Genomic DNA, 23,036 nt, shown 5'->3' on the forward strand with positions numbered 1-23,036 from the left:
TCGATGTCTCCCTGGCGATCGAGGCCGGATCATAACCGTGCGAGGCCGGAGCCGGAAGGCATTCCCGGCCAGGCGTTGCCGGAGACTGGTATGCGTCTTTGTGTATCCCGGCCGTGTCTCATATCATCCACGGGCACAATCATCCGGAGCACCCTCATGAGAGACGCGATCTACAAACACCGCCGCGTAGGCCCCGCTGCCGCCGAGTTCGATCAGCACTGTGGTCGCGTCAACGATTTCATCGTGATGTCCGAAGGCAACTCCAACGTCTACCTGATCGAGACGCCCGCAGGTGGCGTGCTGTTGAACAGCGGCATGGGCTTCGAGGCGCCGGTGCATCGCCACAATCTCGAACGCTTCTCGACGGTTCCGATCCGCTACCTGGTCACCACCCAGGGGCATGTGGATCACGTAGGCGGAGTCCAGTATTTCCGCGATTTGCACCCGGGGCTGGTCTACATCGCACAGGCCGGCAATCCCGAGCACCAGGCGTACGATGCCCGCTTGGCGACGTTTCGCTCAGCGCGCTCGGCGTTTCGCTTCCAGGATGAGTTCGAGCAGGTATTCAAGCGCTACGCGGCTGCGGGTTATACCGCCATCAACCCGCAGGATCGCCCGACGCCGGACCTGCTGTTCGACAAGCGTCACGAGTTCAGCCTCGGCGGACTCGATATCGTGCTGCTCGCCGTGCCCGGGGCCGAAACCAACGATTCGCTGGTCGTGTGGCTGCCGCAGCATCGCATCGTGTTCACCGGCAACCTGTTCGGTTGCCCGTTCGGTCACTTCCCGAACCTGGTGACGATCCGTGGCGACCGTTACCGCGACGCGCTGACCTGCGCCGCGGCGGCGCAGGCCGTGCTCGACCTGGACGCGCAACTCCTGGTGTACGGACATCACGAGCCGGTCGTCGGCGCGGACGTGATCCGCGCGGAGCTGACCGCCTGGCGCGACGCCGTACGTTACGTGCACGACGAAGTCGTGAAGGGCATGAACGAGGGCAAGGACATCGGCACACTGCAGGAACAGATCCGCCTGCCTGCCGAGTGCGAAGTCGGCCAGGGCTACGGCAAGCTGAGCTGGAGCATCCGCGCGATCTGGGAGAACTATGCCGGCTGGTTCAAGCACGAATCGACGACCGAACTGTACAGCGTGTCACAGCAGTCCGTGCACGCGGATCTGGTCGAGCTTGCCGGGGCTGCGTCTCTGGTGGCACGTGCCGAGAGCAAGCTCGCTGCAGGAAAGCCCGAAGAAGCCATGCACCTGCTCGACATCGTGCTGAATGCGGAGCCGGGCAATGCGTCCGCGCGTGCGTTGATGCTGCGCATTCATCGCGAGTTGCTGACGGATGCACAGACGTTCTGTACGACCGGCAATTTCTGGCTGGTCGGCTGGTTGCAGCAGCGCATCAAGCGATTGGAAGCGTCGGCGTGAATTCGTCGGCATGAATGCCGACCTACGCCCACCGATCCCGTCGGCATGAATGCCGACCCACATCCTTCCATTCCGTCGGCATGAATGCCGAGCGACGTGGGTCGGGTTTCAACCCGACGGGTGCCGGCGCGAATCGTCGGCATGAATTCGTCGGCATGAATGCCGACCCACGTCCTTCCATTCCGTCGGCATGAATGCCGACCTACGTCCTTCCATTCCGTCGGCATGAATGCCGACCTGCGGGCGGAGCAGGCTCCAGTCTTCGCGAAGCAGGGTCTGGCGATAGATCGGAAACACGCCGCAGCGCCGGTCTTCAAAAAAGCGCCGCAGGGTCAGGCCGATCACCGGGAATGCGAGTTCGGTCCAGGGGATCGCGTCCTCGCTGAACAGCGCGACATCGAGACTCTCGTGACCGGGAGTGAATTCCGGCGTACCGAGTCGTGCGAGATAGAACATGTAGACCTGCGAGATATGCGGGAGGTCGAAGATCGTATAGAGCGTTTCGTCCTCGACGCGGGCGTGTGCTTCCTCCCAGGTTTCGCGTCGTGCGCCTTCAAGCGTGCTTTCGCCGATCTCCATGAAGCCGGCCGGCAACGTCCAGTAGTCGCGCCGCGGCTGGATCGCGCGCCGGCACAGCAGCACTTGCGAACCATGCACCGGCAGACAGCCGACGACGATACGCGGATTGCGGTAATGCACGGTGGCGCAGCGATCGCAGACATAGCGCTCGCGATCGTCACCCGGCGGGGTGCGCAGTGAAACCGGACCGCCACACTCGCTGCAGTACTTCATCGTCGTTCAACCGAGTGCATGGTACGCCCCCGCATAGAACAGCAACGGCTTGCCGGAAGACGCAACGTCGAGCTTGCGCACGCGCCCGACCAGGATCGTGTGATCGCCGCCATCGTGACGCGCTTCGATGTCGCACTGCAACCTTGCGAGCGCATCGGGCAACAGCGGCAGCCCGTCGTGGCCTGCCACGTACTCCCCGGCATGCAGCAGGTGCGCGCCGCGGCGTGCGAAACGCTCGGCGCGCGGGCGCTGCTCCTGCGTCAGGACGTTCACGCAGTAGCTGCGTGCGGCGCGGAACGCCTCGGTACTGAGCGAGTCCTTCTGCAGGCTCCACAGCACCAGCGGTGGTGTCAGCGACAGCGAGGCGAAGGAATTCACCGTGAGGCCGAACGGCGGATGCCCCGGCGGATTTGCGGTGATCACGCAGACACCGGTAGCAAAACGCCCCAGCGCCTCGCGAAACTGTACGCTGTCGAATCCCATCGTCACGCTCGCAGCACGCTCATGCACTCCAGCGCGCCGCCGACTCCGTGTCGCTGTCGCGACTCTCGACCCAGTGCGATGCCGTTGCAGCGGTTTCCTTTTTCCAGATCGGTGCGCGCGTCTTCAGGTAGTCCATGATGAACTCGCAGGCGGCAAACGCATCGCCACGATGCGCGCTGGCGACCCCGACCAGCACGATCTGGTCTGCAGGTACGAGGCGCCCGACGCGATGGATCACGCGTACGGCTCCAATCCGCCAGCGGGTGCGTGCCTCGACGACGATCGCGGCGATACTTGCCTCGGTCATGCCGGGATAGTGCTCGAGTTCCAGCGACTGCAGATCACCGCAGGCGCCGTGCTCGCGCACCAGACCACTGAACAGCACGCAGGCGCCGTTGTGGCCACCCGCACCGCGCAGGCGCCGGTACTCCTCGTCCACGCTGAAGTCCGCTTCGCGGATCTCCACTTCGGGAGTCACGTCACTCGTCATCTCAACCTCCGGTCACCGGCGGGTAGAACGCCACCTCGTCACCGTCGCGTAGCGCATGGTCGCGTGCCACGACCTCATGGTTCACCGCCACCAGCGTGCGCGGGGCGAGCAGCACGTCGGTCGCACCGGGAATCTCGCGCTCCAGCCGCTGCACCAGTTCCGTGATCCCGGCACAGGAATCGTCCCAGGCGATTTCGATCGCAGACCGTCCGACCCGCTCACGGATCGCAGCGAAAAACCGCACCGTCAGCATGTTCCCTCCTCCGCACGCCAGTGCCCCGATCGGCCACCGCTTTTCTCCAGCACACGCACGCCGTCGATCACCATGCCACGGTCGACCGCCTTGCACATGTCGTAGACGGTCAGCGCGGCGACCGACGCGGCGCAGAGTGCTTCCATCTCCACGCCAGTGCGCCCCTGCACGCGGCACTCGGTTCGGATCCGTACCGCCTGGCGCTCCGGAACGCAGGCAAGCTGCACCTCGACGGCATCCAGCCCGAGCGGGTGGCAGAGCGGAATCAGATCGGCACAACGCTTGGCAGCCTGGATGCCCGCGATGCGCGCGACCGCAAACACATCCCCCTTCGCGTGCCCGCCGTGCGCAATCAGATCGAGCGTTGCCGACTGCATGCGCACCCACGCCTCGGCAATCGCAACGCGAGCACTCACGGCCTTGGCGCCGACATCGACCATGTGCGCCTCACCGGAGGCGTTGAGATGGGTCAGCCCCGATTGCTGTTCGCTCACCTTCACCATTTCCTCGTACCATGGCGGCACCGATGCTGGCCGCCAACCTGGCCGCACACTACCATAGCCGCGACACCCCGTGGAGTTGGCGCGAATCGATGCATGCCCGATCCCTGCTGCTGATCGTCATGATGCTTGCCGGCTGCAACGAACACACGCCGCCGGTGAACGGCTGCGTGCCGGTTGGCGACATGCAGCCGACCTGTGGGTTCACGCGTCCCGAAGACATGGTGCTGCTGCCCGACGGACGTACGCTGCTGATCAGCCAGACCGGCAGCCTGGGCGGGGAAGTAGCGGGCTCCTTCGCGCTGTTCGACACCGTGAACGAAACGATCACGCGCCTGCCGGCGCCCGCGCTCGCTGACGGCCCGCTGTGGGGTGATCGCGCCTGCGACCAGGCACCCGGCGCCGCGTTCTCGCCGCACGGGATCGATCTCGCGCGCCGCGCCGACGGACATTGGCAGGTACTCGCGGTCAATCACGGCGGGCGCGAGAGCGTCGAGTTCTTCCAGTTGGTCGACGCCAGCGAAGGCTGGCGTCTTGCATGGCGCGGTTGTGCGATCCCTGATCCGGACAGCATGCTGAATGATGTGGCTGCACTGCCCGACGGCGGCTTCGTGGTGACCCATATGTATTCACGCCACAGTCCGCACATGGGACTGCTGAATCTCGCGCTGGTCGAGGGTGTGCTCGGCTTCGACACCGGTCACGTGCTGCACTGGGACGGACAGCATTTCACCGCACTCGCCGGTACTGCGATGGCGTATCCGAACGGCATCCAGGTGGCGCGTGACGGCAGCGCGCTGTTCGTGAACGCGTATCTGACCGGCGAAGTGCGCAAGATCGCGTACCCGGACGGACGGCTGCTGGGGAAGGTCGCGGTGCAACGCCCCGACAACAGCCAGTGGGACGCCACCGGTCGCTTGCTGGTGGCCTCGCACGGTGGCGCCCCGCTCGAAGTCCTGGACTGTCTGGCGATCACCGAAGGCGCGTGCGGACTGCCGTTTGCGATCGTCGCCGTGGACCCGCAGACACTGGAACGCCATACCGTGCTGAAACACCGCGGCCCACCCATGGGCGCAGCCACGGTTGCGCAACAGGTCGACGGCTACCTCTATCTGGGTTCGTTTGCAGGTGACCGCATCGTGCGTGTACCGCTGCCAGCACCATAGCCCGCACGCTGCTTGTATCTAGATCGGATCACCGTCGATTGCCAGCACGGGCCCCTCGTCACGCTCACGGGGAACGAATCCCGCGCGTGCCGCAACCGTCGCGTCCAGCGTGCGATAGCGGTAAAGGCCCTCGGCATCGAGTTCGCGCGCAATCCGGCCGCGTGCAAGCAAGGTGTGCAGGTGCGCGATGCACTCGCCGAGTGCGAGACCGGTCTGCTCGGTGTCGAGCGGGCGCCGGAACAGTGCCGGCAGCAGCTCCAGTGCCGTCTGCGGAGTGACGCACGCTTCTTCCAGCGCCGCGAAATGGTTCTCGTGGTGAGCGATCAAGCGCCGCAAGCGACGATGCAGCCCGCGAAACGGCGTGTTGTGCGCCGGCAGCACCAGCACGTCATCCGGAAGACCCAGGAACCGTTGTGTCGTCTCCAGGAAATCCTCGAGCGGGTTGCCCTCGGGTTCTATCGCCAGCACGCTCACGTTCGGCGTGATGTGCGGGATCACCTGATCTCCCGCGAGCAACAGCGCGCGCTCGCGATTCAGCAGACACAGGTGTTCCGGCGAATGTCCCCGCCCGATCACGACCTCCCAGCGCGAACTGCCGATCTCGAAGGTATCGCCTGCACGCACACAGTGGAAAGCGCGCGGCAGTGGCTCGACCAGGCCGCCGAAGCTGCGCGTACGTTTGCGGAACCGTTCGAGGAAGTCGTCGGGTACTCCAGCGCGGCGGTAATACTCCTCCGCCTCCCACAGCGGCCCGTCGCCGCTGCCGCGGGAAAACGCCAGCGCCATGTAATACTCGCCGTGCGTCATCCACAGCGGCGCCCGCCAGCGCGTGCTGAACCACCCCGCCATGCCCACATGGTCGGGATGGCTGTGCGAGCAGATGATCCCGATCACCGGCTTGCCGCCGAAGTGTTCGGCGCTCACACGCTCCCAGATCTCGCGTGTCGCATCGAGCCGCAAGCCGGTGTCGAAGATCCACCAGCCAGCGGCGTCCTCGAGCGCATACAGGTTGATGTGATCGAGCGCCATCGGCATGGCCGTGCGCACCCACAGCACGCCCGGCTGGATCGTGGTCACCGTGCCCGGTTCCTGTTTCACCCCCCAGGGATACTCGAGCGATTCCTTGTTGCTGTCGTTCACGTGAGGTTTCCTGTTGCAAAGGCGCGCATGAGCGGCAGTTCGCGCACGCGCTGTCCGGTAGCGGCAAAGATGGCGTTCGCAAGCGCAGGCGCCAACGGCGGCACCCCCGGTTCGCCGATGCCGGTCGGCGGCGCGTCGCTCGGCACGAAATACGTTTCGATCGGCGGGCATTGGTCGATGCGAAGCAACGGATAGTCGTCGAGGCTGCCCTGCTCGACCGCACCGTCGGCGATCGTGATCTCGCCGTAGAGCGCTGCCGTCAGCGCCAGCACCACCGCACTCTCGAGCTGCATGCGCACCACGTCGGGATTCACGATCGTACCGCAATCGACCGCACACAGCACACGGCGTACCCGCGGCACGGCGTTCACCAGTTCGACTTCGACGATCTCCGCGACCGCCGACTGGAAGCAGTCGAGCACCGCGACGCCCTGGTAGACCCCCGGCGGAGCCATGCCCCACGCAGCCTTTTCTGCCACGAGTTCCAGCACCTTGCGCTCGCGCGCGTCGATCGGCAGTCGCGTCAGGCGGAATTTCAACGGGTCCTCGCCGAGCGCGTGCGCGACCTCGTCGACGAAGCTCTCGGAGAAGAACGCATTCTGCGAATTGCCGACCGAGCGCCACACGCCGACCGGTATGCCCGGGTCGTGCAGCAGCGATTCGATCCGCACCCGCGGCAGGTAGTACGGAATCCCCGAGGCCCCTTCGGTGTTCATCGGGTCGTGACGGGCCGCGAACGGCTCGATCGGCCTCGCGATCGACGCCGGCACCGCCTCCGGCAGCAGCAGCGGTGCAATCAGCGGTACCATGCCAGCCAGTACGCTCGGCGAGACGATGCGCGCCTCCCACGCGAGCAGCGCGCCTTCGGCGTCGAAGTCGGCGCGCATCGCCGCCAGTGCCGCCGGCCGGTAGCGGTCGTGGCGCATATCGTCCTCGCGTGACCACACCAGCTTCACCGGCTTGCCGATCGCGGTGGCGACGTCCACCGCCTCGAGCACGAAGTCCATGTACGTGCGGCGTCCGAACGCACCACCGACGAGTTGCGGGTGCACGCGTACCGCCTCACGCGCAATCCCGAGCCGGCGCGCAACCATCGCCTGCAGCACGTCCGGGCCCTGGGTACCCGCCCATATTTCGGCACGGCCGTCGGCAACGCTCGCCACCGCCGCCAGCGGCTCCATCGCCGCATGCGCGAGATACGGCACGCGGTACTCCGCCGTGAGCGTGCGCGCGATGCGCTCCGGATCGGGTGCCTCGCCCTCGTCGCGCACCACGTGTCCGCGTTCGCGCAAGCGCTCGCGCTGCGCCGCCGTGATCGCTGCCGAGTCCAGCCCGGCGAGTGGCCCCTTGACCCACTCGAGCTGCAGCCGCTCGGCGCCACGGCGTGCCTGCCAGTAGCCATCCGCGACCACCGCGACTGCCGTCTCGAATTCGAGCACGCGCTGTACGCCAGCGCTCGCCAATGCCTGCGCCGCATCGCAGGACAGCAGCTTGCCGCCGAAATGTGGACAGCGCACCAGCACCGCCGTCAGCATCCCCGGCACACTCACGTCGATGCCGAAACCTGCGCTGCCATCGACCTTGGACGGTGCGTCCACGCGCGCATCGTGACGCCCGATCAGTTGCCACGCCGCGCGCGGCTTGAGTGCAACGTCCGGCGGCACCGGCAGCGTGGCTGCAGTCGCGGCCAGTTCGCCGTAACCGGCGCGGCGCGTTCCGTCGCTGCTGCGCACCGCGCCGTCCGCGGCGACGCAATCCGCGAGCGGAAGCTGCCACTGCGTTGCCGCCGCTGCGCGTAGCATCTCGCGCAGCGTCGCACCGGCCGAGCGCAGCCGGTCGAAGTTGCCGCGCAACGAATTGCTGCCGCCGGTGAGCATCGAAAGGTATTCGGGATCCACGTAGTCGGGATGGGGTTCCGCCAGCTCGCACTGCAACGCAAGCGGATCCACACCGAGCTCCTCGGCGATCAGCGTCGCAAGCCCGGTCATCGCTCCCTGCCCCATCTCGGTCTTCGGAACCAGGAACAGCACGCGGCCATCGGGCAGCAATTGCAGGAAGGCATTTGGCTGCAACGCGCCGTCGCGACGGTTCGGCCACGCGGGTGTGGATCGACTGCAGCCATCGAGCGCGATCGCAAGCATCACGCCGGCACCGGCGACCGAGACGTTACGCAGGAAACTGCGACGATTCATGCCGCTCACGAGGCGCGTTCCTCGCCGAGCAGCGTGGCAGCGCGGTGAATTGCCCGGCGAATCCGCGGATAGGTGCCACAGCGGCACAGATTGCCGGCCATCGCACGGTCAATCGCTGCATCATCGGGCGTTGGTTCTGCGGCAAGCAGTGCGGCAGCGCTCATGATCTGTCCGCTCTGACAGTAACCACACTGCGGCGTGTTCTCTTCGAGCCACGCCCGTTGCACCGCACGCATACCGGCTGCAGCGAGTCCTTCGATCGTGGTCACCACGCGCCCGGCAACACCGCTCAGCGGCAACAGGCAGGAGCGCACCGCGACGCCGTCCACATGTACCGTGCACGCCCCGCACAACCCGCGCCCGCAGCCGAACCGGGTTCCGGTGAGGGCCAGATCCTCGCGCAACGCCCACAGCAACGGGCGCTCCCCATCACCCTCGACGCGCACCGTGGTTCCGTTGACCTCGAACTCGACTGCCATTCCTTCCTCCGGAACCGCGCTCCAATCGACTGCCGAGCCGATTATTTCACGGAATGCGTCTGCGTGCCGACCTTCAACGAACGATCAACCAGGTCGCCAGCCCCAGCAGCAACAGGAAGCCCATGGCGTCCGTCACGAAGGTGAGCAGTACCGAGGCACCGAGTACCGGGTCGCGCCCGACACGCTCGAGCGCGAGCGGAATGAACACCCCGGCGAGTGCACCGATCAGCAGGTTCGCTGCCACGGCGAGTCCCATCACCAGCGACAGCAACGCCTGGCCATAGAACGCAGCAGCCGCCACCGCGACCACGAACCCCCACAGCACGCCGTTGACAGCCCCGATCGTCAACTCGCGACGCACGACGATCCACAGGCTCGACGCAACGATCTGCTCCAGCGCCAGTCCGCGGATCACGAGAGCGATGGTCTGATTGCCGGTGTTGCCGCCGATGCTGGCGACCACCGGCATCAGCGCCGCCAGCGCCACCTGTTGCTCGATCGTCGCCTCGAACGCGCCGATCACACGCGAGGCGATCAACGCAGTGCACAGGTTGATCCCAAGCCACGGCCAGCGGTTGCGCACGCTGCGCGCCACCGGCGCGAACAGGTCTTCGTCTTCATCGAGACCCACCTGCTTCAGTTGCTGGCTCTCGGCCTGCTCGCTGATGAAGTCCATCACGGCATCGAAATGCAGCACCCCGGTCAGCTTGCCGCGCAGGTTGACCACGGGCGCCGAAACGAGGTCGTAGCGTTCGAACACGCCGACCGCCTCGGTCACCGGGTCGTGCGTGGTGAATGCCAGCGGATCGCGCTGCATGACCTCGGCGACCGGACAATCGGGGTCGTGCGTCAGCAGATCCTTCAGCCGCATCACACCCGCGAGCACTCCCTCGCGATCGACGACGAACACCTGGTCGAACGGGTCGGGCAGCTCCTCGTGCCGGCGCAGGTAGCGCAACACCACCTCGATCAGCACGTCGTCGCGTACGGTCACGAATTCGATATCCATCAATTCGCCGACCGTGCCTTCCGGAAACGCGAGCATCTCGCGCACGCGCTGGCGGTCGCGCTGATCGAGCGAGGCCAGCAGCGCGGCCACTGCATCCTGCGGCAAACCCGGCGCGAGGTAGGCGATCTCGTCGGATTCGAGGTGTTCGACCGCCGCGACGATCTCGCCCTGCGGCATCGCCGCGATCAGGGTCTCACGAACTCCGTCGGCGAGCTCCAGCAGTACCGCACCACGGCGCGCCGACTCGAGCACCGCCCACACCTGCACGCGCTCCTCGCCGGGCAGGCGTTCGAGCACAAACGCAATATCGGCCGGATGCAGCCGTGCCAGACGACGTTCGCATTCCGCCTGGTGCTCCCGCGTGAGCAGCGAAACGAACAGATCGCGCTGCTCGGGTGCCTGGCGCAGGCTCTGCTCGCGTTCGAGGCGATGACGCGCGAGCAGGTCCAGAAATTCGTTGAGCGTGGTCTCGAGGCTGCGATGGTATTCCTGCTGTTGCTCCTCTTGTTGTTGTTCGATTTCCATCAGCATCGATCCACCGTATCCACGACCCACCGGCGCGCGGGCATTTGGCAGCCAGCATAGCGACAAGCTCTGCCGCTGCGACTCGACATTTCGGGAATATGCACAGGGTTCAACGACTCAGCTTTTGCATATGGAAACGTTGGCCCAGAATACCGCCGCAAATCTTCCGCCCATGTCTCGACGGAACCCCACCATGCCATTGCCGCTGATCGCGATCATCGCCGTTTTCTGTATCGGTTATGCCTTCATCATCCTCGAACACAACGTCAACGTCGACAAGGCTGCCTCGGCCGTACTGACCGGCGTGCTGTGCTGGGCCATCTACGTCCTGGCGGCACCGGGTCTGATCGACATCGCGAGCCTGCCCCAGGCCTTCGTGGACACGCAGGCGGGCAAGTCGACCGAGGAGATCATCAAGACCTGGGTAGGCCAGCACCAGGTGCTGGAAGGTTTCGCGGAAACCGCGAGCATCCTGTTCTTCCTGCTCGGCGCGATGACCATCGTCGAGATGGTCGACGCCTACGGCGGTTTCTCGATCATCACCGATCGCATCCGTTCGACCAGCATGGTCACGCTGCTGTGGATCATCGGCACCGTCACCTTCTTCCTGTCTGCGGCGCTCGACAACCTGACCACGACGATCGTGATGATCTCGCTGATCCGCAAGCTGATCGACGAGCACTCGGACCGCCTTTTCTTCGCCGGCATCATCGTGATCGCCGCCAACGCCGGTGGCGCCTGGTCACCGATCGGTGACGTGACGACGACGATGCTGTGGATCGGCGGGCAGATCACCACGATGAAGATCATCACGGCGATCTTCGTGCCCAGCACGGTATGTCTGGTGATCCCGCTGCTGTTCCTGACGTTCCGTCTGCGCGGGCGCCAGATCCGTGCACCGGGACAGAACGGCGTCGACGCCGAGGCGAAATACGCCGTGTCGAAGGCACATCGCAACCTGATCTTCATCGTCGGCATGGGCGGATTGCTGTTCGTGCCGGTATTCAAGACGTTGACGCACCTGCCGCCGTTCATGGGCATGCTGTTCAGCCTCGGCGTGCTGTGGGTGGTGTCCGAAGTCGTGCACGAGGACCGCGAAAAGGCCATGCAGTCGGGAATGCACATCCTGACCGTGCTGCGGCGCATCGACACCCCGAGCGTGCTGTTCTTCCTCGGCATCCTGACGGCCGTATCGGCCCTGCAGGCCACCGGACTACTGGGGCAGGCCGCGAACTTCCTCGACCACACCGTCGGCAACATCGATCTGATCGTGTTCCTGATCGGGCTGCTGTCGGCCGTCATCGACAACGTGCCGCTGGTCGCTGCGACGATGGGGATGTACGACCTCGCCGTTTACCCGACCGACTCGCCGCTGTGGGAGTTCCTGGCGTTCGCCGCCGGTACCGGCGGCAGTTGCCTGATCATCGGCTCCGCCGCCGGTGTGGCAGCGATGGGGATGGAGCGCATCAACTTCTTCTGGTACATGCGCAACATCAGCGGGCTGGCACTGCTCGGCTACGTGGCCGGCTGCGCCGTGATCGTATTCGAGAAGCAGTTCATGTTCTGATCGACCGGATCGCGTCGCGCAGCCCCGGCAATTGCAGCCGACGCCGCGCGCACGCATCCGCGAGGCAACACAGCTAGCGCACCACGCCGGCTGCGCGCAGTGTCGCTATCTCTTCCTCGCTGTAGCCGATGCCGGCCAGCACCTCGTCGGAGTGCTGACCGAGCGCCGGCGCGCTCCCCGCCGGACGTTTCGGATGCCCGTGCACCGTCAGCGGACTGCTGACCGTGCGCCTGGCGACCGTACCCGTACCCACCAGTGGCGTGAGCATCGCGTTGTGTTCGACCTGGGGATCGCAGAGCACATCGTCGAGGGTGGCGACCGAGATCAATTCGACTCCGGCCTCTGCCAGCGTGCGGCTCCAGTGCGCCCAGTCGTGCTCGCGTACCCGTCGCTCGATCGCCCCGATCAGCACCTGCGCGTCACGTGCCCGCCCTTCGCGTGTCGCAAAACGTGCATCGTCGGCGACTGCCTGCAGGCCGAGGGCGATCACGAAGCGTCGCCAGTCAATCTCTTCGTTGAACAGCCACGGGTAGAACCAGTGACCGTCTGCGGTTTCGTAGGGGATCGCGAGCGCGTTGTCCATTTCCTCGCGCGGAGTTTCCAGCGCCACCTCGGCGCCGCTCAGACGTGCCTGCAACGGCAGCCCGTTGGCCCACAGCCCATTGGCAAGCAGCGAGGTCGAGACCTTGCCACCACGCCCGGTGCGCTCGCGCCGGTACAGCGCCGCCATCACCCCGCCGAACAGCGTCATCGCGCTGGCGTGGTCACCCCAGCCGAGCACACCGCCAACCGGCGCATGCCCTCGGAAGCGCACCCGGTCCATCATCCCGGAGCGCGCCCACCAGCCGCTGCGATCGAAGGCGGCCACGTTCGCATGAGGCCCGTGTTCGCCATAGCCGGAAAGCTGAGCGTAGACCAGGCGCGGATTCAACCCCTCGAGATCCTCCCAGCGCAAGCGCAGCTTCGCGAGCACCTCGGGCGGAAAGTTGGTCAGGAACACATCGGCCTGGGCGACCAGGCGCTGCAGCACCGCATAACCTTGCGGCTGCTTGAGATCGAGCAACAGCGAGCGCTTGTTGCGCGCCGTGAGCTGCCATGCATAGTTCTCGCTGGCCTGCGGAAAGCCGGGGACATACTGCGCTGCCCAACGGAAGCCGTCACCGCCCGGGGGCGCTTCGACCTTGACCACATCCGCGCCGAAGTCACCCAGAACCGTCGCTGCGGCCGGGGCGGCAACCCAGCTTCCGCAGTCGATCACACGCAGTCCTTCCAGCAATAATTCTTCGTTATTCATTACGTTATCTCCATATTTTCAACCAAAACATAATGTATTGTCCTTGCTCGGCACGACACCAGCGTCTCGGCATTCCGGAATCGCCAACCGACGCAGGCTCAGGAGGCGGTCCCCAGAAAATCCCGGACAAGGCGCAGAAACACCGTCGGCTTCTCGGCATGCAACCAGTGACCGGCACCGGCGATCACCTTCAGCCGTGCATGCGGAAACAGCCGTGCGGTCGCATCGCGTGCCGCCGCCGTGATGTAGTCCGAATGTTCACCCTTGAGGAACAGCACTGGCCCCTGGTACGGCTCGGTCGCTTGCGGTGCGGCCAGGATCTCGGCATAAGCCTGCTCGATCGCATCCAGATCGAAGCGCCAGTGCCAGCGGCCGGCGTCATCCCGAACCCGATTCATCAGCATCAGGGCGACCACGCCGGCTTCGTCGATGTGCTGCTCGAGGATCCGGGCAGTAGCGCGGCGATCGGCAAGCAGGTCGGCAGCGGCTTCGCGCAGCGCTGCGAACAGGCGCCGGTGGTGCGGCTCGTAGCGCACCGGCGCGATATCCCCGACCACGATGCGCGTGACCCGTTGCGGATGATCGAGCGCGGCCTGCATCGCCACCTTGCCACCCATCGAATGCCCCAGCAGGGCGGCCTGCGCGATGCCGTATGCGTCGAGCAGGTGCATCACATCAGCGGCCAGATCGGCGTAGCACATTCCGGGGGCGTGAAACGAGCGCCCGTGATTGCGCAGATCTGCCAGCAGGACACGCTGCGAGCGTGCGAGCTCGCGTCCCAGCGGCATCAGGTTGGCAGACATCCCGAACAGGCCGTGCAGCAGGACAACGGTCTGTGATCCCTCACCCAGTGACTGGCAGTGCAGAAGCTGCCCCGACATCGTGCCCTCCGAATGGCGCGCATGCGCCTGCAATACGCCGATCGGAGCACAGTGCGGTTCTCATTGGCAAGAGCCGTTGCTAGAATCCCGCCGCCATCCGGGCAAGCCTTCGCTGCGGCCTGCAACGCCGCGACGGAGTACTGGAATCATGGAAGCTAACGATGCGAACCCTGTACCTGTTGATCCTGTCTCTGTTCCTCATTGCCTGCGCCGGCGGCACCGGCAGCGACGGCAGCGGTGCGGCAACCGCCTATCAGGGCAGCTACGATTCCCGACTCGCCGACAAGACCCAATACGGTCGTCTGGTCATCGCGACCGTGAACCTGGGCAAACCGAGCCGCACCTATCTCACAGCGCACGAAGCACACGTCGATCGACTGGTCACCGAACGGCTCACCCAGGCTGGGTATCAGGTGCTGCCATCCGAACTGTTCGCCGAAGCGTGGAAGGACGGCGTGCGCAAATGGGGCGAACCGTACAACCCGGGAACCGGCAAGCTGAACGAGACCGTGCTCCAGTACGTCCTGGCCGAGACGGCCAACGCGCTGGCCACCGGCGGTCAGGTGCAGGCGATCGTGTTCACCAACCTCGAGGAAACGCAGGTGTACTTCTCGCCGAGCGGCAACCATTCCGCTCACTTCCTGGGTGTCACGCGGCGTCCGGCGGCACGTGGCGGTGATGGCGTACCCGCAGACTTCGACTGGATCCAGGGCGTCGACGCCGTGGGGCTCTACGTCAGCGTGTTCGACCTGAAGTTGCAGCGCCTGTTCAGCGGTGCCGGAGGTATCGAGGTCACCGAATACCTGAACCTGAAGCCGTCAAAGCCGGTCTGGACTCGTGAAAAGACGGTACTGAACAACGCAGGCTGGCTTGAGGAAGGCATCGATCTGGCGCTGAAACCATGGATTCCGCGCTGAGGGGATAAATAAGGAAGGAGATGCCGACGCGAGGCAAGCCTCGCGTCGGCGCGAGCAATCAACGCAAGCCGGCGTTGATGCTGTCGAGCACCTTGGTACCCGGGCAGAGTTCCTTTTCGGTCAGTGTGTTCAACGGACGACGCACCGTACCCAGAATCTCGTGCATTTCCTGTGCATCGCGGTCGATGTAGAGCAGTCCAGTCAGTACCCGCCCGCTGTCACGGTGTTCTGCGATCGCGTTCAGTGCTGCCTGCGAATCCTCGATATCGTAATCGTTGCTCTGCTTGTGCAGACGGATCACCGAACCGTCGTGCATGCACACCTCCTGCGTCGCACCGGCAGCGTAGCTGGTACGGATCTCCTCGCGCATCGGCACGAAATCGAGCGGGACCGGATCCATGTGTTCGCGCGTGAATGCGTAACTCTTGGTCGACCCCACGTGGTTGTTGAAGGTCACGCACGGCGAAACCACGTCGAGGAACGCAAATCCGCGATGCGTCAGCGCCGCCTTGATCAGCGGTACCAGTTGCTCGCGGTCACCGCTGAAGCTGCGCCCGACGAAGGTTGCGCCGAGCTGGATCGCGATACTGGCCAGATCGATCGGCTCGTAGGGATTCCGGAACCCCTTCTTGTTCTTCGAACCGACGTCGGCGGTTGCCGAGTCCTGGCCCTTGGTCAATCCATAGCAACCGTTGTTCTCGACGATATAGGTCATGTTCAGGTTGCGTCGCACCGCGTGTGCGAACTGCCCGAAACCGATCGATGCCGTGTCGCCGTCCCCGGAGACGCCGATATACACCAGCTCGCGGTTCGCCAGCGCTGCCCCGGTGGTCACCGACGGCATGCGCCCGTGCACCGAGTTGAAGCCGTGCGAGCGGCCGAGAAAATACGCCGGCGTCTTCGACGAACAGCCGATACCGGACATTTTCGCGATACGGTGCGGCTCGAGCGGCAGCGTGAACACGGCCTCGATGATCGCTGCACTGATCGAGTCGTGACCGCAGCCTGCGCACAGCGTACTGAGCGAGCCTTCGTAGTCGCGACGGGTGAAGCCGAGCTCGTTGACCTGCGCGGCGGGATGGCGAAATGACGGCTTCTGGTAGGTCATGGCTTGGCTTTCCTCGACGTCGTGCGTTTGCTGCTGCCGATCGGGGTGACGTTGTCGGTTCCGCCGATTCCGGTCCGGATCCCTGCTGCGATCTGCCGTGCGGTGATCGGCAAACCGTCGTAGTTCAGTACCGAAACCAGCTTTTCCTTCGACGGTACCGCAGTCTCGTTGACGAGCAGGCGCAACATCTGGCTGTCGCGGTTCTGCTCGACCACGAACACCACCTCGTGCGAGGCGATGAAATCTTCCACCGCCTGCGAGAACGGGAATGCACGCAGGCGCATCGTATCGACTGCAATACCCTCTTCGATCAGCATCTCCACCGCCTCGTAGGCCGGCGATGCCGTGGTGCCGAAGAAGATCACGCCATACGGTGTCTTGGTTGCAGCCGGCTTGATCTTCGGCTCCGGAACGTACTGCTTCGCGGTTTCCAGCTTCTTCAGCAGACGGTCCACGTTGCGCACGTAGGCTGCCCCGTCCTCGCTGTACAGCGCGTATTCGTCGCGCGAGGTTCCACGCGTGGTGTAGGCGCCCTTGGTGGGATGCGCGCCGGGATAGGTACGGAACGGGATGCCGTCATCGTCGACGTCGAGATAGCGCCCGAAGCGCTCGCTCATCTTCTCCAGCGCATCCGCGTCCAGCACCTTGCCACGGTCGTAGGTGCGATTGTCGTCGAACACCAGCGGCGGTGACATCGAGTCGTTCATGCCGAGCTCGAGATCGGTCAGCATGATCACCGGCGTCTGCAGCCTGTCGGCAAGGTCGAATGCCTTCACGGTCAGGCCGAAGCATTCGGCGGGAGTCGCCGGGAACAGCAGCACATGCTTGGTATCGCCGTGCGAGGCATACGCCGCGGCAAGCACGTCCGACTGCTGCGAACGCGTCGGCATTCCGGTCGAGGGGCCAGCACGCTGCACGTCGACCAGCACCGTCGGGATCTCGGCGAAATACGCCAGCCCCAGGAACTCGCTCATCAGCGACAGCCCCGGTCCGCTGGTCGCGGTGAACGAGCGCGCACCGTTCCAGCCTGCACCTATCACCATGCCGATGGCCGACAACTCGTCCTCGGCCTGCACGATCGCGTAATTCTTCTCGCCGGTGCCCGCGTCGATACGCAGGCGCTTGCAATAGGTCTCGAAACTGTCGATGACCGAGGTGGACGGTGTGATCGGGTACCACGCAGCCACACTCGCACCACCGTAGACAGCCCCCAGCGCCACCGCGGTATTGCCGTCCATCATGATGTGGTCGGTCTCGAGGATATGCTTGGCGATGTTGCCGCCACGCTGGACGCGCAAGCCGATCGGACAGTCGTAGTTTCGCACCGCGTACTGGTGCCCCATCTCGAGCGCCTGCACGTTCTGCGTGATCAGCTTTTCCTTGCCCTTGAACTGCTCTGCCACCAGATCCTTCAGCACGCCGAACTCGATGTCGAGCAGCGCCGCCAGCGCACCGACGTAGATCACGTTCTTGAACAGCAGGCGCTGGCGTGCGTCGGAGTACTCGCGCAGACACATCGACGTGATCGGAATCCCGACGTAGTTGATGTCGCTGCGGATCATGCGCGGCTCGAGCGCCTTCGTCGAATCGTAGACGAAGTAGCCACCCGGCTCGACCTCGGCGATGTCGCGCTCCATGCTCTGCGGATTCACGCACAGCATCAGGTCGACTCCGCCTCCACGGCGTCCGAGATAACCCTTGTGGCTGACGCGCACCTCGTACCAGGTCGGCAGGCCCTGGATGTTCGACGGGAAGATGTTGCGCGGACTGACCGGAATCCCCATGCGGAAGATCGCCTTCGCGAACATATGGTTCGCGGAGGCCGATCCGGTGCCGTTGACGTTCGCGAACTTGACGACGAAATCGTTTACTGCTTGCTTGGCGTGCATCAGTGTCCCGCCTTGGTGACCAGATAGAAGAACTTCTGCATATCCCATGCGCCCGTGGGGCAACGCTCGGCGCACAGACCACAGTGCAGACACACGTTCTCGTCCTTGACCATGACACGCTGTGTCTGCGTAAGACCGTCCTGGACGTACAGATCCTGCGTCAGGTTGGTAGCCGCCACGCGCAACGCCTGGCGCAACGCCGGCTCATCGTCGTTCATCAGGAAGTTGATGCACTCCGTCGGACAGATATCGACGCAGGCATCGCATTCGATGCACTTCGACGCGACGAAGACCGTCTGCACGTCGCAGTTGAGGCACCGCAGGGCTTCGGCAAGCCCCGCCCGCGTATCGAAGCCGAGCTCGACTTCGGTCTTCAGATCCTTCAGCGCCACCTCCTTCGGCACATGCGGCACCTTGTAGCGCAGATCATTGACGACCGCGTTGTCGTAGCTCCATTCGTGCACACCCATCTTCTGGCTGACCAGGGTCACGCCCGGCGCCAGGCGCGCCTTCACGCTCTCGCCACGCAGGAACAGGTCGATCGAGATCGCTGCCTGATGCCCCTGCGCCACGGCGGTGATGATGTTCTTCGGTCCGAACGCTGCGTCGCCGGCGAAGAACACCTTGGGCAGCGTGGACTGGAACGTGACCGCATCGATTGCCGGCATGTCCCATTTGCCGAACTCGATGCCGAGATCGCGTTCGATCCACGGAAATGCGTTGTCCTGCCCGATTGCGATCAGCACGTCGTCGGCCTCGAACAGCACCGGCGGCTCGCCGGTGGGCACCAGGCTGCGGCGACCCTTGTCATCGTAGACCACCTCGACCTTATCGAAGCTCATGCCGATCAGGCGACCGTCGCGATGCACGAACTCCTTCGGCACGTGGTTGTTGAAGATCGGAATGTCCTCGGCCATCGCGTCTTCCTTTTCCCACGGCGAGGCCTTCATCTTGTCGAACTCGGAACGCACGACGACCTTGACGTCCTCGCCGCCGAGACGGCGCGCCGTGCGGCAGCAATCCATCGCGGTGTTGCCGCCGCCGAGCACCAGCACGCGCTTGCCGATCGTGTGGATGTGCTCGAAGGAGACGCTCGAGAGCCAGTCGATCCCGACGAAGATGTTCGCCGCTGCTTCCTTGCGCCCGGGCAGATCGAGGTCGCTGCCACGCGGCGCGCCGGTGCCGACCAGCACTGCGTCGTAGTCCGCGTCCAGAATGGACTTCATGCTGGTGACGCGGGTATCGAAGTGCTGGTGGAGGCCGAGATCGAGTATGTATCCGGTTTCCTCGTCGAGCACTGCCGGCGGCAGGCGGAACACCGGAATCTGGCTGCGCATCATGCCGCCCGCCTTCGCCTGATCGTCGAACAGATCGAGTTCGTAGCCGAGCGGCGCCAGGTCACGCGCCACGGTCAGCGCCGCGGGGCCAGCACCGATCAGCGCGATCCGCTTGCCGTTCTTGCGCTTCGGCGCCTTCGGCATGCGCGCGGCAACCGCACCCTTGTTGTCGGCTGCGACGCGCTTGAGGCGGCAGATCGCCACCGGCTCCTTCTCGATCCGTACGCGCCGGCACGCCGGCTCGCACGGACGGTCGCACGTGCGCCCGAGGATGCCGGGAAACACGTTCGATTCCCAGTTCACCATGTACGCGTCGGTATAACGCTCTGCGGCAATCAGGCGGATGTACTCCGGAACCGGCGTGTGCGAGGGACACGCGTACTGGCAATCGACGACCTTGTGGAAGTACTCGGGATCGCTGATATCCGTAGGTTTCATCGCGCATTCACCGTCTTCGTGGTGGCCGCCAGCCAGTGCGCGGGTTGGCCCTGCGCCCTCGGCTCCGGCTGTTCATGATAGGTCGCGGCATGATAACTGGATCACCGGGATTTGGGACTGTGTCCAGGTCAAGATTTTGCATTTTTCACGTGCCGGTTTCGCTGTGGTGCGCCAGTTCCGCGAGCAACCGTCGTTCATCCCAGACCTCGATGCCGAGTGCCTCGGCCCGTGCGAGCTTGGAGCCCGCTCCGGGCCCGGCCACCACGACGTCGGTACGCGAGCTGACGCTGCCCGCAACCTTCGCACCGAGTGCCGTCAAGCGCCGCGTGGCCTCGTCACGGCTCATCGCTTCCAGCGTGCCGGTAAGCACGAAACTGCGTCCGGCCAACGGAGCGGTTTGCAGGTTCGGCGCTGCGACGCCGGGCCAGTGTACCCCGGCTGCGCGCAGACGATCGATCAGCTCGCGGTTCGCCGGTACCGCGAAAAACGCAACCACATGGGCGGCCACCACCGGCCCCACGTCGGGCACCTCCTGCAGCGCCCCGGCATCGGCAGCCTGCAGTGCCTCCAGACCGCCGAAATGCTGCGCCAGCGCCAGCGCCGTTGCCTCGCCGACCTCGCGTATCCCGAGCGCGAACAGCAAGCGCTGCAGGGACGTCGTGCGGCTGTGCCGGATCGCCGCCACCAGCTTTGCAGCCGATTTTTCACCCATGCGCTCCAGGCCCGCCAGCGTCACCGCATCCAGCCCGTAGAGATCGGCGACACTGCGCACGAGGCCGCTGTCGACGAGCTGCTCGATCGACTTCTCGCCGAGTCCTTCGATGTCCATCGCACGTCGCGACGCGAAATGGCGGATCGTCTCCTTCTGTTGCGCCGCGCACACCAGCGTTCCCGAGCAGCGTGCTATCGCCTCACCTTCCTGACGCTCGATCGCCGACCCGCACACCGGGCAGCTGAGCGGCGCCACGATCGCACGAGCGTTCGCCGGGCGTTTCTCCGGGACGGCGCGCACCACCTGCGGAATCACGTCACCGGCGCGGCGCACCACCACCGTATCGCCGATCATCACGCCAAGGCGGCCCACCTCGTCCAGGTTGTGCAGCGTGGCGTTGCTCACGGTCACGCCGCCGACGAACACCGGCTCGAGCCGTGCCACCGGCGTGATCGCCCCGGTACGCCCGACCTGGAACTCGACGTCGAGCAACGTCGTCGTTTCCTCCTGTGCCGGAAACTTCTGCGCGATCGCCCAGCGCGGCGCGCGAGCGACGAAGCCGAGGCGCTGCTGCTGTTCGACGCTGTCGACCTTGAACACCACGCCATCGATCGCGTAACCAAGACCCGCGCGTCGCCGCTGCAGCTCGCGGTAATACGCCAGGCAGGCGTCGACACCCACCGCCCGCTGTCGCAACGCGCTCACCGGAATCCCCAGTGCAGCCAGCCAATCGAGCACCCCCGACTGTGTCGGCGGCAACGCAGCACCCTCGCTCCGGCCGATTCCGTACCCGCAGAACGCCAGCGGTCGCTGCGCCGTGACGCGCGGGTCGAGCTGGCGCAGGCTGCCCGCAGCCGCATTGCGCGGGTTCACGAAGGTTTTCTCGCCACGCTCGCGGGCACGCCGGTTCAATGCCTCGAAGGCTGCCTCCGGCAGATAGATCTCGCCACGCACCTCGATTACCGAACCTGCCGTGGCACCGCACAGCCGCAGCGGCACCCCGGCGATCGTGCGCACGTTGGCGGTCACGTCCTCGCCGCTGCTGCCATCACCGCGAGTCGCCGCTCGCCGCAGGGAACCGTGCTGGTACGACAGGCTCACGGCCAGTCCGTCGAGCTTCGGTTCGCAACAGTATTCGACCGGCTCCACCACAGCGAGACGCTCGCGCACCCGGCGGTCGAAGGCACGCAGCTCTTCGTCAGTGAACGCGTTGTCGAGCGAGAGCATCGGCATCTCGTGATGCACGGTGGCGAACGCACCCTGCACCATCGCGCCCACGCGTCGGGTCGGCGAATCGTCGACGACCAGCTCCGGATGGGCCTGCTCGAGTTCCTGCAGCCGGCGCAGCAGGCGGTCGTACTCGGCGTCGGTTATGACCGGATCGTCGAGGACATAGTAGCGACGGTCATGGTGGAGGATCGCCTCGCGCAACCGCTCGACTTCGAGCGCAGCGTCTTGCGCCCCCATGACTCAGCGGCGTGGACGCGAGATACGGTGCACGTGCTCACGGACACGCTGGCGATAGTGCTCAGCGGTCTGCGAGGTGAACACGCTGTGGCTTTCGTCCTGCATCTCGCCATCGAGCTTGCGCGCGACGACACGCGCCGTCTCCAGCATGCAGTCGAAAGCCTCCAGCGGTCTTTGCGGACCCGGCAGGCGCAGGAAGAAACTCAGGCCCGGCGAACTCACCCCGTCGAGGGTGGCGTCGTCGAAGGTACCCGGATGCGTCACGTTGGCAACGCTGAACTGCACCGCACCCATTCCTTTTTCTTCTTCGTGGCGATGGAAAATCGACATTGCGCCGAAACGTACGTCGCAGGCCTGGAACAGGCGTGCCAGCCCCTCACCCGCGAACTCCTCCGGAGCACGCGCGAGCACATGGATCACCAGCACTTCCCCCTCATTGTCGCCGGCATCCGACCGTGCCGGAACCGGCGCGGGCTGCGGCTGGACCGGCTGCTGGCGTGCACCTGCGCGCGCTGGTGCAGATACGGCAGCCTCGACACGCGGCTCGGCTGCCATGACGGGTGTTGCAGCAATCGGCACCGCATCGAGGCTCGGTTCGATGCGCCCGTCTGCGCGTGCCTGGCCACTTCCGGTACGTTCGTGGTCGTCGGGCCGGTCACGCACACGCGCCCCGCCGTTCGGCAGTTCGCCATTCGGCGCATCACCCTCCTCGCGGAAACCGTCACCCATTTTCCAGAAACCGGGTTTGCGGCCCATCCGGATCGGATTGCGGCTCTCGCTGCGATGACGCCTGTACGCATCGAGCAGCGCGCCAATGACGATCAGCGCACCGATGACGATCAACCAGAACTGAACACTCAGATTCATGCCGTCAGCAGATCCTCTGAAAGGTTGCAGCGCCGTGCAGTGCCCACGTCACCGCGGCACTCGCACTGCCGTTCACTATAAGCCATCGCACCGTCGCCT

At 65.1% G+C, this 23,036-nt stretch carries 20 protein-coding genes; 4 read left to right on the plus strand and 16 right to left on the minus strand.

All coding sequences use genetic code 11. The features are described 5' to 3' along the window. Nucleotides 1-246: 246 nt before the first annotated feature. The gene (locus H7A12_05970; protein MCP5320359.1) at nt 247-1,431 is read left to right on the plus strand and encodes an MBL fold metallo-hydrolase; all 1,185 of its coding nucleotides are present in this window, start codon (nt 247-249) and stop codon (nt 1,429-1,431) included. A 108-nt stretch (nt 1,432-1,539) separates the two neighbouring features. Here H7A12_05970 and H7A12_05975 read toward each other — a convergent pair whose 3' ends face one another. The 5 genes from H7A12_05975 to moaC are packed head-to-tail and all read right to left on the minus strand — an operon-like array spanning nt 1,540 to nt 3,952. Then, on the minus strand, nt 1,540-2,223 hold the full coding sequence (locus H7A12_05975; GenBank protein MCP5320360.1) for an NUDIX hydrolase: 684 nt from the start codon (nt 2,221-2,223) through the stop codon (nt 1,540-1,542). Nucleotides 2,224-2,229: 6 nt separating this feature from the next. Next, on the minus strand, nt 2,230-2,706 hold the full coding sequence (locus H7A12_05980) for a flavin reductase family protein (protein ID MCP5320361.1): 477 nt from the start codon (nt 2,704-2,706) through the stop codon (nt 2,230-2,232). A gap of 19 nt (nt 2,707-2,725) precedes the next feature. Beyond that, on the minus strand, nt 2,726-3,196 hold the full coding sequence (moaE, locus tag H7A12_05985; protein MCP5320362.1) for a molybdopterin synthase catalytic subunit MoaE: 471 nt from the start codon (nt 3,194-3,196) through the stop codon (nt 2,726-2,728). Nucleotide 3,197: 1 nt separating this feature from the next. Next, the gene (locus H7A12_05990) at nt 3,198-3,449 is read right to left on the minus strand and encodes a MoaD/ThiS family protein (protein ID MCP5320363.1); all 252 of its coding nucleotides are present in this window, start codon (nt 3,447-3,449) and stop codon (nt 3,198-3,200) included. After that, nucleotides 3,443-3,952 (minus strand): cyclic pyranopterin monophosphate synthase MoaC, encoded by a 510-nt coding sequence (moaC, locus tag H7A12_05995; protein ID MCP5320364.1) that lies wholly within the window; start codon nt 3,950-3,952, stop codon nt 3,443-3,445. Before moaC ends, H7A12_05990 begins: the two co-directional genes overlap by 7 nt. 89 nt (nt 3,953-4,041) lie before the next feature. Here moaC and H7A12_06000 point away from each other — a divergent pair, with 89 nt between their 5' ends. Continuing rightward, entirely contained in the window at nt 4,042-5,115 is a 1,074-nt protein-coding gene (locus tag H7A12_06000; GenBank protein ID MCP5320365.1) for an SMP-30/gluconolactonase/LRE family protein, read from the plus strand. Nucleotides 5,116-5,133: 18 nt separating this feature from the next. On the opposite strand, the gene H7A12_06005 is transcribed toward H7A12_06000, so the two are convergent. The 4 genes from H7A12_06005 to mgtE all read right to left on the minus strand — a co-directional run bounded on the left by H7A12_06005 (nt 5,134) and on the right by mgtE (nt 10,460). After that, nucleotides 5,134-6,255 carry an MBL fold metallo-hydrolase gene (locus H7A12_06005; protein MCP5320366.1) on the minus strand — a complete coding sequence of 374 codons (1,122 nt, stop codon included), beginning with the start codon at nt 6,253-6,255 and terminating at the stop codon, nt 5,134-5,136. Further along, a complete protein-coding gene (locus H7A12_06010) occupies nt 6,252-8,456 on the minus strand; it encodes a xanthine dehydrogenase family protein molybdopterin-binding subunit (GenBank protein ID MCP5320367.1) in 2,205 nt (734 codons plus the stop codon). Before H7A12_06010 ends, H7A12_06005 begins: the two co-directional genes overlap by 4 nt. Further along, nucleotides 8,453-8,926 carry a (2Fe-2S)-binding protein gene (locus tag H7A12_06015; protein ID MCP5320368.1) on the minus strand — a complete coding sequence of 158 codons (474 nt, stop codon included), beginning with the start codon at nt 8,924-8,926 and terminating at the stop codon, nt 8,453-8,455. Before H7A12_06015 ends, H7A12_06010 begins: the two co-directional genes overlap by 4 nt. 73 nt (nt 8,927-8,999) lie before the next feature. Continuing rightward, complete coding sequence (mgtE, locus tag H7A12_06020; GenBank protein MCP5320369.1) at nt 9,000-10,460, minus strand: magnesium transporter; 1,461 nt, start codon at nt 10,458-10,460, stop codon at nt 9,000-9,002. Nucleotides 10,461-10,653: 193 nt separating this feature from the next. On the opposite strand from mgtE, the gene nhaD reads away from it, so the two are divergent. Beyond that, complete coding sequence (gene nhaD / locus H7A12_06025; protein ID MCP5320370.1) at nt 10,654-12,027, plus strand: sodium:proton antiporter NhaD; 1,374 nt, start codon at nt 10,654-10,656, stop codon at nt 12,025-12,027. A gap of 73 nt (nt 12,028-12,100) precedes the next feature. Here the strand turns inward: nhaD and H7A12_06030 are convergent, their stop codons facing one another. Both H7A12_06030 and H7A12_06035 read right to left on the minus strand, forming a co-directional pair. After that, on the minus strand, nt 12,101-13,321 hold the full coding sequence (locus H7A12_06030) for a CoA transferase (GenBank protein MCP5320371.1): 1,221 nt from the start codon (nt 13,319-13,321) through the stop codon (nt 12,101-12,103). 98 nt (nt 13,322-13,419) lie between these two features. Then, nucleotides 13,420-14,202 carry an alpha/beta fold hydrolase gene (locus H7A12_06035; GenBank protein ID MCP5320372.1) on the minus strand — a complete coding sequence of 261 codons (783 nt, stop codon included), beginning with the start codon at nt 14,200-14,202 and terminating at the stop codon, nt 13,420-13,422. A gap of 161 nt (nt 14,203-14,363) precedes the next feature. On the opposite strand from H7A12_06035, the gene H7A12_06040 reads away from it, so the two are divergent. Next, nucleotides 14,364-15,119, plus strand: coding sequence for a hypothetical protein (locus H7A12_06040; GenBank protein MCP5320373.1), 756 nt, complete (start codon nt 14,364-14,366; stop codon nt 15,117-15,119). Between the two features lie 58 nt (nt 15,120-15,177). On the opposite strand, the gene H7A12_06045 is transcribed toward H7A12_06040, so the two are convergent. The 5 genes from H7A12_06045 to zipA all read right to left on the minus strand — a co-directional run bounded on the left by H7A12_06045 (nt 15,178) and on the right by zipA (nt 22,937). Next, nucleotides 15,178-16,227, minus strand: coding sequence for a 2-oxoacid:ferredoxin oxidoreductase subunit beta (locus H7A12_06045; protein ID MCP5320374.1), 1,050 nt, complete (start codon nt 16,225-16,227; stop codon nt 15,178-15,180). Next, nucleotides 16,224-18,116: a 2-oxoacid:acceptor oxidoreductase subunit alpha gene (locus tag H7A12_06050; GenBank protein ID MCP5320375.1), complete on the minus strand. Its 1,893-nt coding sequence runs from the start codon at nt 18,114-18,116 to the stop codon at nt 16,224-16,226. The genes H7A12_06045 and H7A12_06050 overlap by 4 nt, the downstream gene beginning before the upstream one ends. Continuing rightward, nucleotides 18,116-19,891 carry an FAD-dependent oxidoreductase gene (locus H7A12_06055; protein ID MCP5320376.1) on the minus strand — a complete coding sequence of 592 codons (1,776 nt, stop codon included), beginning with the start codon at nt 19,889-19,891 and terminating at the stop codon, nt 18,116-18,118. The genes H7A12_06050 and H7A12_06055 overlap by 1 nt, the downstream gene beginning before the upstream one ends. A 145-nt stretch (nt 19,892-20,036) precedes the next feature. Then, nucleotides 20,037-22,070, minus strand: coding sequence for an NAD-dependent DNA ligase LigA (gene ligA, locus H7A12_06060; protein ID MCP5320377.1), 2,034 nt, complete (start codon nt 22,068-22,070; stop codon nt 20,037-20,039). Between the two features lie 3 nt (nt 22,071-22,073). Then, nucleotides 22,074-22,937, minus strand: a complete 864-nt coding sequence (gene zipA, locus H7A12_06065; protein MCP5320378.1) for a cell division protein ZipA — start codon at nt 22,935-22,937, stop codon at nt 22,074-22,076. Nucleotides 22,938-23,036: the final 99 nt, after the last annotated feature.

Source organism: Pseudomonadales bacterium, from assembly GCA_024234165.1.
Classification (GTDB): domain Bacteria; phylum Pseudomonadota; class Gammaproteobacteria; order Pseudomonadales; family UBA5518; genus UBA5518.